This is a genomic window from Pseudomonas sp. DL (genome assembly GCF_047199225.1).
Classification (GTDB): Bacteria; Pseudomonadota; Gammaproteobacteria; order Pseudomonadales; family Pseudomonadaceae; genus Pseudomonas; species Pseudomonas aeruginosa.
Genome location: NZ_CP178323.1, coordinates 4,061,040 through 4,076,889 on the forward strand (window position 1 = coordinate 4,061,040; position 15,850 = coordinate 4,076,889).

A 15,850-nucleotide genomic window follows, 5' to 3' on the forward strand; every position below is an offset into this window, starting at 1 on the left:
ACTCAGGCTCCCTGACCGGCAAGGCCCAGGGCCTCGCGCACACGTGTTTTCACCTTCACCCGGTAGCGCCGGTCGAGCGCCGCCAGGGCGCCGCCGAGGCCCATCAGCAGGCCACCGAACCAGATCCAGCGGACGAACGGCTTGACGTGCACGCGCACCGCCCAGGCACCGTTCTCCAGCGGCTCGCCGAGCGCCACGTAGAGGTCGCGGGTAAAGCCGGCATCGATCCCTGCCTCGGTCATCATCGAACTCTGCACGGTGTACAGGCGCTTCTCCGGATGCAGGGTGGCGATCTCCTTGCCGTCGCGGCTGACGTGGATGCTGCCCTTGTCCGAGGTGTAGTTCGGCCCTTCGTGGTGCTTCGCGCCGTCGAAGAGGAAGTGGTAGCCGCCCAGTTCGACGGTGTCGCCGGGCGACATGCGCAGGTCACGCTGGGCGCTGTACTGGCTGCTGAGGACGATGCCGATGGCGCACACGGCGATGCCCAGGTGCGCCAGTTGCATGCCCCAGTAGCTGCGGGTCAGGCTGCGGGCGCCGGCCAGCACGCCCTTGTGCCGGGTCTTGTCGAGGAAGTCGCGGAAACCGGCCAGGACCACCCAGGCGGACAGCAGGAACACCGCCAGCACCGCCCAGTTGAAATCGCCGAAGTACATCGAACCGGCCGCCGCCAGGACCGCGCTGGCCACCAGCACCGGGGTCAGCATGCCGAGCAGCCAGCGGCTCGGGGTGTCCTTCCAGCGCACCAGCACGCCGACCGCCAGGGCCGCCATCAGCGCCGCCATCAGCGGCAGGAACATGGCGTTGAAGTACGGCGGGCCGACCGACAGCTTGGCGCCGCTGAGGGCATCGAGCAGCAGCGGGTAGAGGGTCCCGAGGAGGATCATCGAGGCCGCCACCACCAGCACCAGGTTGTTCAGCAGCAGCAGGGTCTCGCGCGACCACAGGGCGAAGCCGACCTGGCTCTTGACCACCGGCGCGCGCAGGGCGAACAGGGTCAGCGAGCCGCCGACCACCAGCAGCAGGAAGGCGAGGATGAACACCCCGCGCTCCGGGTCGGAGGCGAAGGCGTGCACCGAGGTGAGCACGCCGGAGCGGACCAGGAAGGTGCCCAGCAGGCTCAGGGAGAAAGCGGCGATCGCCAGCAGCACGGTCCAGCTCTTGAACACGCCGCGCTTCTCGGTCACCGCCAGCGAGTGGATCAGTGCAGTGCCGACCAGCCAGGGCATGAAGGAGGCGTTTTCCACCGGATCCCAGAACCACCAGCCCCCCCAGCCCAGCTCGTAGTAGGCCCACCAGGAGCCGAGCACGATGCCGATACCGAGGAAGGCCCAGGCCACCAGGGTCCAGGGCCGCGACCAGCGCGCCCAGGCGGCGTCCAGGCGGCCGCCGAGCAGTGCGGCGATGGCGAAGGCGAAGGCCACCGAGAATCCGACGTAACCCATGTAGAGCATCGGCGGGTGGACGATCAGGCCGACGTCCTGCAACAGAGGGTTGAGGTCGTTGCCGTCCATCGGGGTCTGCGGCAGCAGGCGGCTGAACGGGTTGGAGGTGATGATCAGGAACAGCAGGAAGCCGGTGCTGATCATGCCCATCACCGCCAGCACGCGGGCCAGCATGACCTCCGGCAGTTGCCGGGAGAAGATCGACACGGCGAAGGTCCAGCCACCGAGGATCAGCGCCCAGAGCAGCAGCGAACCTTCGTGGGCGCCCCAGACGGCGCTGAACTTGTAGTACCAGGGCAGCGCGCTGTTGGAGTTGCCGGCCACGTAGGCCACCGAGAAGTCGTCGCGCAGGAAGGCCCAGGTCAGGCAACCGAAGGCGAAGGCGAGGAAGGCGAACTGCCCCCAGGCCGCCGGGCGCGCCAGGCTCATCCACTGGCGGTCGCCGCGCCAGGCGCCGACCAGCGGCAAGCTCGACTGCACCAGGGCCAGGCAGAGGGCGAGGATCAGGGCCAGGTGGCCGAGTTCGGGGATCATCTACTTGCCCTCCTGGTTGTACGAGGTCTCGCCGGCGGCCTTGCCGTTCTCGTAGTGCTTCAGTTGGCCGCTGTCCTTGAGCGCCTTGGTGACTTCCGGCGGCATGTAGTTCTCGTCGTGCTTGGCCAGCACTTCATCGGCCACCAGCACGCCGTCGCCGCCCAGCTTGCCGAGGGCGACGATGCCCTGCCCCTCGCGGAACAGGTCGGGAAGGATGCCATGGTAGGCGATGGTCACTTCCTTGGCGCCGTCGGTGACCACGAAACGCACGTTCAGCGAATCCTCGCTGCGTTGCAGAGAACCCTTTTCCACCAGGCCGCCGGCGCGTATGCGGGTGTCGGTCGGCGCTTCGCCGTTGGCGATCTGGGTCGGGGTGTAGAACAGGTTGATGTTCTGTTGCAGGGCCGACAGCGCCAGGCCCACCGCAGCGCCGACGCCCACCACGATGGCGAGGACGATGATCAGACGTTTCTTGCGGACCGGATTCACTGCTGGGCCTCCCGGCGCAGACGACGCGCCTCTTCTTGCAGGTAGCGGCGCCGGGCCAGCAGCGGCTCGGCGACATTGATCGCCAGCACCAGCAGGCTGATGCCGTAGGCCGACCAGACGTAGGGACCGTGATGGCCCATGGCGAGGAAGTCGCCGAACGATTCGAAGCTCATCGTGCCTTCTCCACCAGGGCCTTCACCTCGGCTTTCGCCCAGGCGGTGCGGGACTCGCGCTTGAGCACTTCCAGGCGCATGCGCACCAGCAGCATGGCCGCGAAGAAGCAATAGAAGCCGAGGACCATGATCAGCAACGGCAACCACATCTCCACCGGCATCGCCGGTTTCTCGGTGATGGTGAAGGTGGCCGGCTGGTGCAGGGTGTTCCACCACTCCACCGAGTACTTGATGATCGGGATGTTCACCACGCCGACGATGGCCAGTACGGCACAGGCCTTGGCCGCGCTGTCGCGGTTACTGATCGCCTGGCCGAGGGCGATGATGCCGAAATAGAGGAAAAGCAGGATCAGCATCGCCGTCAGGCGCGCGTCCCAGACCCACCAGGCGCCCCAGGTCGGCTTGCCCCAGACGGCCCCGGTAAGCAGCGCGACGAAGGTCATCCAGGCGCCGATGGGAGCCGCGCACTGCACCGCCACGTCGGCGATCTTCATCTTCCAGATCAGCCCGACGGCACCGGCCACGGCCAGCATGACGTAGCAGGACTGGGCGAGGAAGGCCGCCGGCACATGGATATAGATGATGCGGAAGCTATTGCCCTGCTGGTAGTCCGGCGGCGCGAAGGCCAGCCCCCAGACGCAGCCGGTGACGATCAGCAGCGCCGCCGCCACGGCGAACCAGGGCAGCCAGCGGCCGCTGATCTCGTAGAACCACTTGGGCGACCCAAGCTTGTGAAACCATGTCCAATTCATCATCAGGCTCTGTTTACAGGGCTCTTTGGAAATACCGGGCAGACCTTCCGCTGCCAGCCCGGGTCAAGCGTGGGCGGCACAGCCGCCCGGTACCGCACGCCCGCCGATGCCTTCGGCGGGCGGACTCACTCGCCTACGCTGATCTTCAGGCCGGCAGCGATGGCGAATGGCGTGAGTGTCAATGCTAGCGCCGTCAGGCTCGCCAGCCACAATAAATGTCCGCTGCTGGGCAGTCCCTGCAGCGAAGCCTGCAGCGCCCCGCTACCGAGAATCAGCACCGGGATGTACAGCGGCAGGATCAGCAGCGCCAGCAACAGGCCGCCGCGCTTGAGGCCCACGGTCAAGGCCGCGCCGACGGCGCCGAGCAGGCTCAGCACCGGCGTACCGAGCAACAGGGAAAGCAGCAGCACCGGTATGCAACGGGCCGGCAGGCCCAGCATCAGCGCGAACAGCGGCGACATCAGGACCAGGGCCAGCCCGGAAAACAGCCAGTGTGCCAGCACCTTGGCCAGCACCAGAAGAGCCAGGGGGTGCGGCGAAAGGACCCACTGTTCCAGAGAACCGTCCTCGAAATCGCTGCGGAACAGCCCTTCCAGCGAGAGCAGCACGGCCAATAGCGCCGCCACCCAGACCAGGCCGGGCGACAAGGTTTGTAGCAATTGGCTCTCCGGCCCGACCGCCAGGGGGAACAGGGCGATGACGATGGCGAAGAACACCAGCGGATTGGCCAGCTCCGCCGGTCGGCGGAACAGCAGGCGCGCCTCGCGCGCCAGGAGCAGGCTGAAGACGTTGCTCATGCCGGGTCGCCCAGCGCCGGCTCGACCGTCGCGCCGCTGGCCGCCTTGAGCGCACCAAGGTCCAGCTCGCGGTAGCCGGCGGGCATCTGCTGCAGGCTGTGGTGGGTGGTCAGCACCACCATCCCGCCGCGCTGGCAATGCCCGGCCAGGTGCGCTTCCAGTTGCGCCACCCCCTGTTTGTCGAGGGCGGTGAAGGGTTCATCGAGGATCCACAAGGGCGGTGCGTCCAGGTACAGGCGGGCCAGCGCCACGCGGCGTTGCTGGCCGGCGGAAAGGGTGTGGCAGGGAACGTCCTCGAAGCCACGCAGGCCGACGTCGGCCAGGGCCTGCCAGATCGCCTCGCGGCTGGCCGGCTGGTGCAGCGCGCAGAGCCAGGTGAGGTTCTCCTCGGCGCTGAGCAGGCCCTTGATTCCCGCGGCGTGGCCGATCCACAGCAGGCTGCGGGCCAGTTCGCCGCGCTGTTCGGCGAGCGGCCGGCCGTTCAGGCGGACTTCCCCGGCGGTCGGCTGCATCAGTCCGGACAGCAGGCGCAGCAGGCTGGTCTTGCCGCTGCCGTTGGGACCCACCGCCTGCAACATCTCGCCGGCGGCCAGGCGCAGGTCGAGGCGCTCGAACAGCATGCGCCAGTCGCGCTCGCAGGCGAGCCCGACGGTTTCCAGCAAGGGGCTGGCTGTGGGGACTTCAGCAGGATCGGACATCGAACAACATCGCCAAGCGTCTCTCCTCGTCGCGGCGCCGGAGGCCTTCACGGAACAGACCCTAAAGTCGGGATAAACACGGCCGCTATACTGGTGACGACGCGGCCAGCCTGTTTGACAGGCGCGGCATTATACACGCCCTTCCCCAGCCTCCGCAGGGTCGTTTAAGACAGGTTGTTACCCATGCCAGCCGAGATAGGCGCTTCCCCGCCACTACCCCCGGTCTCCGCCCCACGCCCGCTGCCGCCGGCGCAATCGCAGGGCAACGCCCAGGCCGACGCCGAGATGACCCTGAAGCTGGTGCAGACCCTGGCCGGCCTGCTGGGCGAAGGCGAGTCGGGCAAGGCCGAGGTGCTGGCGGTCAAGGAAGGCCTGGCGAACAATTTCCAGGTCCTGCTCAAGCTGACCCTGGCGAACAGCGGGCAGAGCCTGGTGGAAGTGCAGAGCAATCGGCCGCTGGTGCCGGGCAACCTGCTCAACGTCAGCGCCACCAGCAACACCAGCGTGGTTGCAACCCTGCTCGACAGCATGGCCGGCGCTGGCCCGCTGAGCAGCCTCGACCTGGAGCAACTGCCGCCCGGCACCCTGCTCCAGGGCAAGGTCCTGTCCAGCACCGCGCTGCCGGCGGACAAGGCCCAGCAGGTGGTCTACCGGGTCCTGCTGAACCTGCTCAACACGCCGCTCGCCGGCAGCAAGCTGAGCCTCGACTCGCCCCAGGCGCTGCCGGTCGGCAGCCTGCTCACGGCGCTGGTGAAAAACAGCCAGCAGATCGACTTCCTGCCGCTCAGCGGACGCCTCGACCAGCTTGCGCTGGGCCAGCAACTGGCCGGGCAGAGCGCCCGCCAGGCTTCCCTGGAAGGCCTGTTCGCCGCCCTGCAGGGGCTGAACGGCCGCAACGACCTGCCGGACAGCCTGCGCCAGGCCGTGGAGCGCCTCTTCGCCGGCCTGCCGGAGGCGCAGAAGATGGGCGATTCCAAGCTGCTCGGCCAGGCCCTGCAGCAGAGCGGCCTGTTCCTCGAGGCGCGCCTGATGCAGGGCGCCACCGATCATCTCGGCCAGGACCTGAAGGCCAACCTGTTGCGCCTGTTCGCCCAGCTGTCGCCGCTGCCGCCGACCGGCGCCCAGGCGCCGGGCATGTTCGCCGGCAACACGGCGAACCTGGCCCAGGCGCTGCCGGCCTTTGTCCGCAACGCCCTGGGCAACCTGGGACAGAGCGCCAACAAGACCCAGGCACTGAACTTTCCCCTGCCGAGCAAGGTTCTCCAACTGTTCGACGAGGACATGGAACTGGAGTCACTGCTGCGCCTTGCCGCCGCGGCGATCTCCCGCCTGCAGACCCATCAGCTGTCGAGCCTGGCGCAGACCAGCACCCTGCCGGATGGCACCCAACTGGCGACCTGGCAGATGGAGGTGCCCATGCGCCATCAGCACTCGGTGGTACCGTTGCAGGTGAAGTTCCAGGAAGAACAGCGCAAGACCGGCGAAGAGGCCCGCGAAAGCCTCTGGCGCGTCGAACTGGCCTTCGACCTGGAGCCGCTGGGACCGCTGCACGCCCAGGCGACCCTGCTACGCGGCAGCCTGTCCAGCCAGCTTTGGGCCGAGCGAGACGCGACCGCACGGCTGGTCGAGCATGAACTCGGCCACCTGCGCCAACGCCTGCGCGACGCCGGCCTGACCGTTGGCGAGATCACCTGCCAACGCGGCCGCCCGCCCCAGGGCCCGCGAGCGACCATCGAACAACGCTGGGTAGACGAAACCGCATGAACAGAAAGCAGTCACCCGCCCCGCGCCAGGCCATCGCCCTGAGCTACGACGGCCAGGCCGCGCCGACCCTTTCCGCCAAGGGCGACGCCGAACTGGCCGAGGCGATCCTGGCCATCGCCCGCGACTACGAGGTACCGATCTACGAGAACGCCGAGCTGGTCCGCCTGCTCGCCCGCCTGGAACTCGGCGACGCCATTCCGGAAGCGCTGTATCGCACCATCGCCGAGATCATCGCCTTCGCCTGGCACCTGAAAGGCAAGTGTCCCGAGGGATTCGCGCCGGACGCCGCGGATGGCAACCAGATGCTGCTACTCGGCGGTCCCGGCGACTGAGCCAGCCCGCACGGCGAAACATCCGCACGCACATCAGCTCCAGGACCTCGCCGCTGCGCGCTAAGCTGCGCAGCCTCCGACCTCGGCAAAGGAGCGCCCGATGAACTTCGTCTTTCCCCACCCGTTGGACACCCCGCGCCTGCGGCTACGCACTTTCCGAGAGGAAGACGCCGCGCCGCTGTTCGCCATGATGTCCGACCCGGAAGTCATGCGTTACTGGAACACACCGCCGTGGACGACCCCTGCGCAGGCCCGCGAGGCGATCCTGCGGGACAGCCAGGCGCTCGTCGACGGCGAATACCTGAACCTGGCCATCGAGCGTCGAGAAGACGGCCAATTGCTCGGCAGTTGTATCCTCTTCCATTTCGAGAAAGGCTCGCGCCGCGCCGAACTCGGCTACTGCCTGGCACGTGCAGCCCAGGGCCGGGGTTACATGGGCGAGGCGCTGCGCAGGCTGCTGGCGTTCGCTTTCGATGAAATCGACCTGAACCGCCTGGAGGCGGAGATCGATCCGCGCAACCGGCCTTCGGCCGCCAGCCTGGAGCGCCTGGGCTTCCGCCAGGAGGGCCTGCTCGCACAACGCTGGATCGTTTCCGGAGAAGTCTCCGACTCGGCGCTCTACGGATTGCTCGCCGAGCACTGGCGCAACCGCTGAAGGAGGAACCACCGGCAGGGCCCGCCATCCGTCGCTTTCCACAGAACCTGTCGTTCGCGCAACGGTCTTTAGACGGCACACCACATGCCTGCGGAGGCATCCCTCAAATGAAAAAACATACCCTGTTCGCCGTAGCTGCTCTCGGCCTGCTGTTCGCGGGCAGCACCCTGCTGCCTGGCGAGCTTTCTCCTGTCGGCTCCGCCTATGCCAAGGGCGGAAATGGCGGCGGCAACGGTGGCGGTCATGGCGGCGGTCATGGCGGCGGCAAGGGCGGCAGCCATGGCGGCAACCTCGGCGGCCACTCCAGCAAAGGCCATGGTTCAGCCACCTCCGGCATCGCCAGCTCCCGCGACAGCCGCGGGCTGTCGCAGGCCAGCGCGATCTCCGCCACCACCCCCGGCGATCACAACAGCAAGGGCTTGAGCAACGCCATCGGCTCCTCGACCAAGAACGACCGCTGACCGCCAGTGGCGACCACGAAAAAGCCGGCCTTCGCGCCGGCTTTTTCGTGCCCCGCCCACACGGCTCAGGCGAAACCGCCGTTGACCCGCAGCACCTGGGAATTGACCCAGGCCCCGTCCGGCCCGGCGAGGAAGGACACCGCCGCGGCGATCTCGTCCGGCTCGCCGAGACGCTCCAGCGGCGCCAGCCTGGCGATCTGGTCGATCTGTTCGGCGCTCTTGCCGTTCAAGAACAGCTCGGTGGCCACCGGGCCGGGCGCCACCGCGTTGACCCTGATGTCCTGGCCGCGCAACTCGTTGGCCAGCACGTGCACCAGCCCCTCGACCCCGGACTTGGACGCGATGTACGGACCGTAGCTGGGCAGCGCCCGGGCGATCACGCTGGTGGACAGGGCGATGATCCGTCCGCCGCGCTCGACATGCCGGGCAGCCAGGCCGAGCACGATGAAGGCGCCGCGCAGGTTGGTGCGGATCACCCGGTCGAAGCCCTCCAGGTCGCCGTCGGCGATCTTCAGGTAGGGCATCGTGCCGGCGCTGTTGACCACCACGTCGATGCGGCCGAAGGCGCCCCTGGTGGCTTCGAACAGCTTGTCCATGTCCTCCGGGCTGGCCACGTCGCCCTGTACGGCGATGGCCGTGCCGCCGGCGGCGACGATTTCGGCCACGACCTCGTCGGCCATGGTCTGGTTGCCGGCATAGTTGACCGCGACCGCGAAACCGTCGGCGGCCAACCGCCGGGCAATGGCGCGACCGATGCCGCGGGAGGCGCCGGTGACGATGGCGGCTTGGGTGATGTCAGGCATGCTGGGACTCTCCTGGAATGAGCGTGGCGGCAGCCACGCATCGACAGGGAAAGTCTAGAAGCCGGGTATTGGCGGATAAACAGCAGACAACCGTCATGACTATCCAGGATTTCCGGACAATACCGATACGCGGTCACGGCTTGCGCGCGATCCAGGCGTACTGCTGACGCTTCTCCTCGCCCAGGCGCTGGCGTCGGCGATGACTGGCGAACGCATCGCCGGAACAGTAGGTGCAGACGGCGCTGGCTTCGATCTGCGCCGGCCCGACGCCGGCGGCCTGGAACAACTGGCGACAGAAGGCCACCAGGTCCAGCCAGGCGCCCTGCTCCGCCTGCCTTGGCTCGGGCGGAGCGAACCGGGGTGGCCGCTCGGGGAGCGGACGACGCTGGCTCCAGGGCGGCACCGCGCCCTCCCAGAGGCGGCCGTGGCCGACCTGCAACGCCTCGATGAACCCGGCACTCACCTCGTAGCAGCAGGCTTTGATCCCGGGACCGATAGCGACCCGGATGTCCGCGCTGGCGACGCCGCGCGCATTGAAGCGCGCCACCGCCGCGCCGACGATACCGGCGACGAGCCCCTGCCAGCCGCCATGCAGGGCGGCCACCACCCGACCGTCGCGACTGCTCATGAGAATCGGCAGGCAGTCCGCGGTGACCACCGCGACCGCCAGCGGCCCTTCGCTGAAAACACCGTCGGCGGCATGCCGTCCCGATTCCGACAACGAGCGCGCGTCGACGATCTCGGCGCCATGCACCTGCCGGCAATGGAATATCCGCTCGGAGAGTGCCTGGCCGGCTTGCTGGAAGCCATGCTCGATGCCTTCGATCGCCTTGAGGATATCGGCCTGGACGGTCATGCGCTGTCTCGCCATGGAAGGTTGGAAAACGACCTTACCTCATCTTCCCGGAAGCCGCCTCAGGCGATGCCGCGCAGGAGGTCGGGGCAGCCGCGATCACGCTTGATCAACGCGGCCAGGGCGACCTGGCCCAAAGGCCGGTCGGACACCGCGCCGATGCTCAGGCCATGGCCTCTGCTCCACTCGAACAACAGGCGCTTCTCGCGGCAATCGAGTTCACCCACCAGCAGGAAGCGCCGGATGCTGCCGCTGCGTCCCAGCATCGCCAGCGTGCCCTTGCAGCCCTGGTCCAGGCGGAATCCGTCGTAGAGGCAATAGTCGTACGGGTAACCCTGGTCCAGGGAGCGCCGCAGCTCCCGTCGGTCCAGGCACAGGCTCAGGTGGAAGTAGCCGCAGCGGTTGAACAGCGCTCCGTACCTGAGCAGACGGCCGGGGTTGGCGCACAGCACCATGGCGCGCAGGGGTATTGCAGGCATCCTTGTGGCCTCCTGGAAACGTGCGGGTTGACCAGGACCGATTCTAGAAAGCGACAGCCGCGCAATTAATAGGACTTTTCCTCTAAATGCCTACCTGTGATCCGAAGCTTCCTCCTGGCCCAGGTTACGCAGGACACGCTCGGCCTGGCGCCTCAACGGCTCGCGCAACTCCAGCGGCTGCCTGACCTCGAAGTCGAACGGCAGGCCGCACAGGCGCCGGGCGAACCAGTCCAGGTCGTCGGTGCTGGCGCGCAACAGCGTACCGCCATCGACCTCGGCGAGCAGACCGAGGGGCTCGCCGAGCACCGCGACCACCTGCTCCCTCGCCGCCCGCATCAGGATTTCCACCGGGTAGGCGCGCGGCATCCGGGCGAAGCTCTCCCGCAGGTGGCGGAGGGTATCGAAATCCGCCGGGCGCTCGAAGCGCTCCGCCAGCATGCGCGGCGCGTCCAGGCGATCGAGACGGAACGAGCGCAACGCCTGGCGCAGGTGGCAGAAACCGCTGACGTACCAGCAGCCGTTGCGATAGGCCAGGCCGTAGGGATCGAGTTGGCGGAGGGTTTCGGCGCCCTGCGGGTCGCGATAGCGGAACTCGACCCGCGCACGGACCTGGGCGGCTTCGGCGAGGGTCGCCAGCGCCGCCACACTGGTTCCCGCCCGGGCGCGGGCCAGGTCCAGGCTGGCGGTCTCGCGGAGCGCCACGAGGCGCCGCCGCAGCGCAACGGGCATCACCCTGCTCAGCTTGGCCTGCGCACTTTCCAGGGCCAGCTCGCTTTCGCCCAGGCCGAGACTGCGCACCGCCAGCAGGCCGAGGGACACGGCCAGGGTTTCCTCCGCGCTGAACATCAGCGGCGGGAGCTTGAAACCGGCCACCAGGCGGTAACCGCCATGGCGTCCGCGCTCCGCCGAGATGGGAATGCCCAGCTCCTCGAGGGCGACGATATAGCGACGCAGCGTCCGTCCATCCACCTCCAGGCGCCTGGCCAGCTCGCTACCGCTGAGCTGGCCGTGGCTCTGCAGCAGTTCGAGCAGGGCGAGCACGCGCACCGTGGGCTTGGACATTTTTCGATCCGCCGGAAAAAACAGGACCGAATATAGCCTATATCCCCTCTACCCTGCGTTCAGCCCGGTTGCGATGCGCAACGTGCGTTACCTGAACGGAGATGGAAAATGGAACCTGTACTGTTTTATGGCGTACCCCACGGCTGTTCCTTCGGCTCGATCGTGGCCCTCGAGTGGCTCGGCCGCCCCTATCGCCTGTGTCGGATCGAGATGCCGCTGGAGACCGGCGAGCGCACCTACGTGCGCCTGAACCCGGCTCGCCAGACGCCCACCCTGCTCCTGGAGGACGGCCGCGCGCTCAGCGAAAGCCTGGCCATTCTCCAGCACCTGGCGGCGCGCGACCTGTGCAGGAAGCTCGGTTATCCGCAGGGCAGCGCCGAGTTCGACGAACTGAACTTCGCCCTCGCCCTCCTGCATACCGAATGCCATTCGGCCTGGGGAGCCCTGTTCTATCTGGAGGACGCCGACGCAACCACGACGGCAAGGGCGCTGACGCGCGCGGCGCGAGCCTATGGCCGGATCGACAAGCTGCTCGGCGACCGCAAGTGGCTGGCCGGCGAAGGGCCGAGCGTGGCCGACGCCTACCTCGCGGGTACCGCTCGCTGGGGACGGGAGCTGGGCTACTTCGACCTGCAACACGACTTTCCGCGCCTGCATCGACACCTGGAGAAGCTGGAGCAGGACCCGGCGGTGCGCTTCGCCCATGCCATCGAGGATCGCCTGCCGGCGCAGAGCTGCGGGGAGTTCAGGGGAGAGGTGACACTGGCAGAAGTGGCGAGCCGCCTGCTCGCCTGAAAAGCGCCAGCGCCAGCGCCAGCGCCGGGCCGGCGACCGTCACTTGCCCTTGGCTTCGTGCAGGCGCGCCACCAGCTCGGCCTCGGCCTGCGACAGACCGCAGGCCTGGGTCAGGTCTTCGGCGCTGGCGCCGAGCCCGACCAGGCGTGCGGCCTGGCTGAACGACAGCGTGGTCGGATCGCGCTGCTCCAGGCGCGCGACCCGGTCGGGAAGCGGCGCGAGTTGCTTGCCGAGGTCCTGCAAGGCCTCGCCCATGCGCACGTTGACCTGCTGGTAGGACTCGATACGCTTGCTCAGATCCTTGAGCCGGCGCTCGCGCGCGGCGCCCTCCTCCGCCTGCTGCGCCAGCGCAGCTTGCAGGCGGCGCAATTCACGGCGCAGCCACAGGCACGCCGCCGCCAGGCCGAGGCAGGCGGCGAGCGCCAGTGCCAGCGCGACGACCTCCATCTCAGCAGGCCCTCGTGTCGGTAGAACGCATCAGATGCTGCCCAGCTCCGACCATTCTTCCTCGGTCATCATCTTGTCCAGCTCGACCAGGATCAGCAGCTCGCCGTTCTTGTTGCAGACACCCTGGATGAACTTGGCCGACTCTTCGTTGCCGACGTTCGGCGCGGTCTCGATTTCCGACTGCTTCAGGTAGACCACCTCGGCGACGCTGTCGACCAGGATGCCGACCACCTGCTTGTCCGCCTCGATAATGACGATCCGCGTGTTGTCGCTGACCGGCGCAGGGTCCAGGCCGAAGCGCTGGCGGGTGTCGATCACCGTGACCACGTTGCCGCGCAGGTTGATGATGCCCAGCACGTAGCTCGGCGCGCCCGGCACCGGGGCGATCTCGGTGTAGCGCAGCACCTCCTGGACCTGCATCACATTGATGCCGTAGCTCTCGTTGTCCAGGCGGAAGGTGACCCACTGCAGGATCGGATCTTCGGCGCTTTGCGCGGTGGCTTTGCTCATTCCCCTAACCTCTCGAAAACCGCCGCAAGTGGCGGAAGCTGTCTATCAATGGTCGCCGTGCAGGCGCTTGACGGCGCCGCTGGCGATCAGTTCGGCGAGCGCCGCCACATCCAGCAGCGCACACATGTGTTCGATGACCGTGCCGGCCAGCCAGGGCCGCTGGCTACGCTGGCTGCGCCATTTCACCTCGGCCGGGTCGAGGCGGATCGAGCGGCTCACCTGGTGCACCGCCAGCCCCCACTCGTAGCCCTGGACCGAGATCACGTACTTGAGGCCGTCGCGATAGTCGTCGCGGTAGCGTTCGGGCATCACCCAGCGTGCGGTGTCCAACACCTTCAGGTTGCCCGCCTGCGACGGCAGGATGCCGAGGAACCAGTCGGGCTGGCCGAACAACGGGGTCAGTTCCTGGTTCTCCAGCGGATAGATCGAGCCGAGGCACACCAGCGGCACCGCCAGGGTCAGCCCGGCGACGTCGAACAGCAGGCACTCGAAGGGCTCCGCCGCCCAGGCCGGACGACCGTCGTCGAGCAGCGGCAGGTCGAGCAGCGGCGGCTCGCCGACGCTCGCCGGGGCGCTCGGCACGCGCAACTCGATGACTTCGTGGGGCCGTGGCTCGACCGGCAGCTCGCGCAACGTCGTCGGTTCGTCGAGCAGGGCCGCCGGCGCCGGCGGAACCAGGCGCGCATCGCGGACCTGCTCCTCGAGCACCGCGGCCTCGAACTCGTCGAACCCGTGGTCGACCGGCAGCGTTTCCAGCGCCGGGGCCGGTGTCGCCACTTCGGCGACCGCCAGCGCGACAGGCTTCAACGGCGCGGGCGCAGGCGCTGGCGGCGTCTCGACGAGAGGTTCCAGGTCCTCGAAAGTGGCCTCCTGGAGCAACGCATCCAGGTAGGACTGCAAGGCCAGTTGCGAACGGGTGGCGGTGGCGGCGCTCATGTGGGTATTCCGCGACAGGGGTCTACAACGGTTATCGGCCGCACTCCGGTGCGGCTTGAATGCGCCTGTCGGCGCGGCGACCGGCGCGCCATCAGGCCACCCGGGTGGCCGGCTGCTGCGCCAGCAGATGCTTGAGCAAGGCGCGGTAGGCGATCACCCCGCGACTCTTGCCGTCGTGCTGCGACGGCGTGACCCCGGCCCGGCTGGCATCGCGCAGGCGGGTATCGATGGGAATGAACGCCTGCCACAGGTTGTCCGGGTAGTTCTCGTTGAGAATCCGCAGCGTGCTCAGCGAAGCCTGGGTCCGCCGGTCGAACAGCGTAGGTACGATGGTATAGGGCAACGCCTGTTTGCGCGACCGGTTGATCATCGCCAGGGTGTTGACCATCCGCTCCAGCCCTTTCACCGCGAGGAACTCGGTCTGCACCGGGATCACCAGGTGCTGGCTGGCGGCCAGGGCGTTGACCATCAGCACGCCGAGCAGCGGCGGGCTGTCGATGATCGCATGGTCGAAATCCTGCCAGAGCTGCGCCAGGCTCTTCGAGACCACCAGGCCGAGACCGCTCTTGCCCGGCGACTGGCGCTCCAGGGTGGCCAGCGCGGTACTCGACGGCAGCAGGGAAATGCGTTCGTTGCTGGTGCTGCGCAGCAGCGAGGCCGGCAGCCCCTCGGGGACGTTGCCCTGGTGCAGGAACAGGTCGAAGGCGCTGTGCTCGAGGGTGTCCGGGTCATAGCCGAAATAGCTGGTCATCGAGCCGTGGGGGTCCAGGTCGACCACGACCACGCGCTTGCCGGCATCCGCCAACAGGCCGGCCAGGGCGATGGACGAGGTGGTCTTGCCGACCCCTCCTTTCTGATTGGCGACTGCCCAGACTTTCATTGCTCTACTCTTCCTGGCATGGGTCTACCCGGTTGGGGCCGCGCTAATGGCCAGTTCGGCCCCGGCGCCCGTACGCAAACCATGGTTCGCGCGCTCATGGCGAAGGCGACGGGGAATTGACGGTTGCCGGCGCGAGCGCCGGCGTACCGCCAGTATCTGCAGCTTGCGTGCCAGCTGCCGAGCCTGCGTGGCGGAGCGCCGAATCCGGTTGCGCCTTGCCGCTGCCGACCCCGCTGACGCTGCGCCGCACCTCCAGGTTGCGCGAGATCACCAGCACCACCCGGCGATTCTTCGCCCGCCCCTCGGCGCTGGCATTGTCCGCCACCGGCTGAAATTCACCATAGCCCACCGCAGCCATCCGCGACGGCTCGACCCCATCGTTGCCGAGCAGGCGGACGATGCTCGCCGCCCGCGCCGCCGACAGTTCCCAGTTGGTGGGATAGCGCGGGCTATGGATCGGCACGTCATCGGTGAAGCCCTCGACATGGATCGGGTTCTTGTAGGGCGCCAGGATCTTGGCGACCTTCTCGACGATATCGAAGGCGGCATCGTTGGGCAGCGCATCGCCGCTGGGAAACAGCAGGCTGGAATTGAGAGTGATCTCGATCCACAGCTCGTTACCGCGCACGCTCAACTGGTCGGAGGCGATCAAGTCGCCGAAGGCATCGCGCACGCTGTCGGCGATCCGCTCCAGCGAGTCGGCGCTGGCCGCGTTGTCGCTGGGCTGCTCCTCGACGCTGGTGCGCTCCGGCTCGGTGGTGCGCGGCCGCTCGTCGCCGATGGGAATCGGCTTCAACGAGCGGTCGGGCTGGTTGAACACGCCGGTGAGGGTCTCCGAGAGGATCTTGTACTTACCCTCGTTGATCGAGGAAATCGAATACATCACCACGAAGAAGGCGAACAGCAGGGTGATGAAGTCGGCATAGGAAACCAGCCAGCGTTCGTGGTTCTCGTGTTCCTCCTGGTGGCGACGGCGGCGCTGCATGCT

20 protein-coding genes are annotated in these 15,850 nt (G+C 67.8%); 5 read left to right on the forward strand and 15 right to left on the reverse strand.

Annotated elements, in window-relative coordinates; genetic code table 11:
• Positions 1-2: 2 nt before the first annotated feature.
• From ACI766_RS18830 to ccmA, 6 genes are all read right to left on the reverse strand, one after another.
• Positions 3-1,976 carry a heme lyase CcmF/NrfE family subunit gene (locus ACI766_RS18830; RefSeq protein WP_003107324.1) on the reverse strand — a complete coding sequence of 658 codons (1,974 nt, stop codon included), beginning with the start codon at positions 1,974-1,976 and terminating at the stop codon, positions 3-5.
• The gene (gene ccmE, locus ACI766_RS18835; RefSeq protein WP_003083137.1) at positions 1,977-2,465 is read right to left on the reverse strand and encodes a cytochrome c maturation protein CcmE; all 489 of its coding nucleotides are present in this window, start codon (positions 2,463-2,465) and stop codon (positions 1,977-1,979) included. It lies immediately after the preceding gene.
• A complete protein-coding gene (gene ccmD / locus ACI766_RS18840; protein ID WP_003083136.1) occupies positions 2,462-2,638 on the reverse strand; it encodes a heme exporter protein CcmD in 177 nt (58 codons plus the stop codon). Before ccmD ends, ccmE begins: the two co-directional genes overlap by 4 nt.
• Entirely contained in the window at positions 2,635-3,393 is a 759-nt protein-coding gene (locus ACI766_RS18845; protein ID WP_003083135.1) for a heme ABC transporter permease, read from the reverse strand. Before ACI766_RS18845 ends, ccmD begins: the two co-directional genes overlap by 4 nt.
• 122 nt (positions 3,394-3,515) lie before the next feature.
• On the reverse strand, positions 3,516-4,187 hold the full coding sequence (gene ccmB, locus ACI766_RS18850; protein WP_003083130.1) for a heme exporter protein CcmB: 672 nt from the start codon (positions 4,185-4,187) through the stop codon (positions 3,516-3,518).
• A complete protein-coding gene (ccmA, locus tag ACI766_RS18855; RefSeq protein WP_023086439.1) occupies positions 4,184-4,885 on the reverse strand; it encodes a cytochrome c biogenesis heme-transporting ATPase CcmA in 702 nt (233 codons plus the stop codon). The genes ccmB and ccmA overlap by 4 nt, the downstream gene beginning before the upstream one ends.
• A 285-nt stretch (positions 4,886-5,170) precedes the next feature.
• Here ccmA and ACI766_RS18860 point away from each other — a divergent pair, with 285 nt between their 5' ends.
• The 4 genes from ACI766_RS18860 (at position 5,171) to ACI766_RS18875 (ending at position 8,097) form a co-directional block, all read left to right on the forward strand.
• Entirely contained in the window at positions 5,171-6,649 is a 1,479-nt protein-coding gene (locus ACI766_RS18860) for a flagellar hook-length control protein FliK (RefSeq protein ID WP_003083123.1), read from the forward strand.
• A complete protein-coding gene (locus tag ACI766_RS18865; protein ID WP_003083121.1) occupies positions 6,646-6,981 on the forward strand; it encodes an EscU/YscU/HrcU family type III secretion system export apparatus switch protein in 336 nt (111 codons plus the stop codon). The genes ACI766_RS18860 and ACI766_RS18865 overlap by 4 nt, the downstream gene beginning before the upstream one ends.
• Positions 6,982-7,081: 100 nt before the next feature.
• On the forward strand, positions 7,082-7,636 hold the full coding sequence (locus ACI766_RS18870) for a GNAT family N-acetyltransferase (RefSeq protein ID WP_003083119.1): 555 nt from the start codon (positions 7,082-7,084) through the stop codon (positions 7,634-7,636).
• A 107-nt stretch (positions 7,637-7,743) separates the two neighbouring features.
• Positions 7,744-8,097 carry a hypothetical protein gene (locus ACI766_RS18875; protein ID WP_003083115.1) on the forward strand — a complete coding sequence of 118 codons (354 nt, stop codon included), beginning with the start codon at positions 7,744-7,746 and terminating at the stop codon, positions 8,095-8,097.
• A 65-nt stretch (positions 8,098-8,162) separates the two neighbouring features.
• Here the strand turns inward: ACI766_RS18875 and ACI766_RS18880 are convergent, their stop codons facing one another.
• The 4 genes from ACI766_RS18880 to ACI766_RS18895 all read right to left on the reverse strand — a co-directional run bounded on the left by ACI766_RS18880 (position 8,163) and on the right by ACI766_RS18895 (position 11,294).
• Entirely contained in the window at positions 8,163-8,900 is a 738-nt protein-coding gene (locus ACI766_RS18880; protein ID WP_087823851.1) for an SDR family oxidoreductase, read from the reverse strand.
• A gap of 133 nt (positions 8,901-9,033) precedes the next feature.
• Positions 9,034-9,756, reverse strand: a complete 723-nt coding sequence (locus ACI766_RS18885; protein WP_003083110.1) for a polyphenol oxidase family protein — start codon at positions 9,754-9,756, stop codon at positions 9,034-9,036.
• A 59-nt stretch (positions 9,757-9,815) separates the two neighbouring features.
• Positions 9,816-10,232 (reverse strand): hypothetical protein, encoded by a 417-nt coding sequence (locus ACI766_RS18890; protein ID WP_003083108.1) that lies wholly within the window; start codon positions 10,230-10,232, stop codon positions 9,816-9,818.
• A 90-nt stretch (positions 10,233-10,322) separates the two neighbouring features.
• Positions 10,323-11,294 (reverse strand): helix-turn-helix transcriptional regulator, encoded by a 972-nt coding sequence (locus ACI766_RS18895; RefSeq protein ID WP_003083105.1) that lies wholly within the window; start codon positions 11,292-11,294, stop codon positions 10,323-10,325.
• 108 nt (positions 11,295-11,402) lie between these two features.
• Here ACI766_RS18895 and ACI766_RS18900 point away from each other — a divergent pair, with 108 nt between their 5' ends.
• A complete protein-coding gene (locus ACI766_RS18900) occupies positions 11,403-12,089 on the forward strand; it encodes a glutathione S-transferase family protein (protein WP_003083103.1) in 687 nt (228 codons plus the stop codon).
• A gap of 39 nt (positions 12,090-12,128) precedes the next feature.
• Here the strand turns inward: ACI766_RS18900 and ACI766_RS18905 are convergent, their stop codons facing one another.
• From ACI766_RS18905 to motD, 5 genes are all read right to left on the reverse strand, one after another.
• Positions 12,129-12,536 carry a DUF2802 domain-containing protein gene (locus ACI766_RS18905; protein WP_015648485.1) on the reverse strand — a complete coding sequence of 136 codons (408 nt, stop codon included), beginning with the start codon at positions 12,534-12,536 and terminating at the stop codon, positions 12,129-12,131.
• Between the two features lie 30 nt (positions 12,537-12,566).
• Positions 12,567-13,046, reverse strand: a complete 480-nt coding sequence (locus ACI766_RS18910; protein ID WP_003083098.1) for a chemotaxis protein CheW — start codon at positions 13,044-13,046, stop codon at positions 12,567-12,569.
• Between the two features lie 45 nt (positions 13,047-13,091).
• A complete protein-coding gene (locus ACI766_RS18915) occupies positions 13,092-13,982 on the reverse strand; it encodes a CheW domain-containing protein (protein ID WP_003083094.1) in 891 nt (296 codons plus the stop codon).
• Positions 13,983-14,073: 91 nt separating this feature from the next.
• Complete coding sequence (locus ACI766_RS18920) at positions 14,074-14,862, reverse strand: ParA family protein (protein ID WP_003083092.1); 789 nt, start codon at positions 14,860-14,862, stop codon at positions 14,074-14,076.
• A gap of 94 nt (positions 14,863-14,956) precedes the next feature.
• Positions 14,957-15,847: a flagellar motor protein MotD gene (gene motD, locus ACI766_RS18925; RefSeq protein ID WP_087823850.1), complete on the reverse strand. Its 891-nt coding sequence runs from the start codon at positions 15,845-15,847 to the stop codon at positions 14,957-14,959.
• Positions 15,848-15,850: the final 3 nt, after the last annotated feature.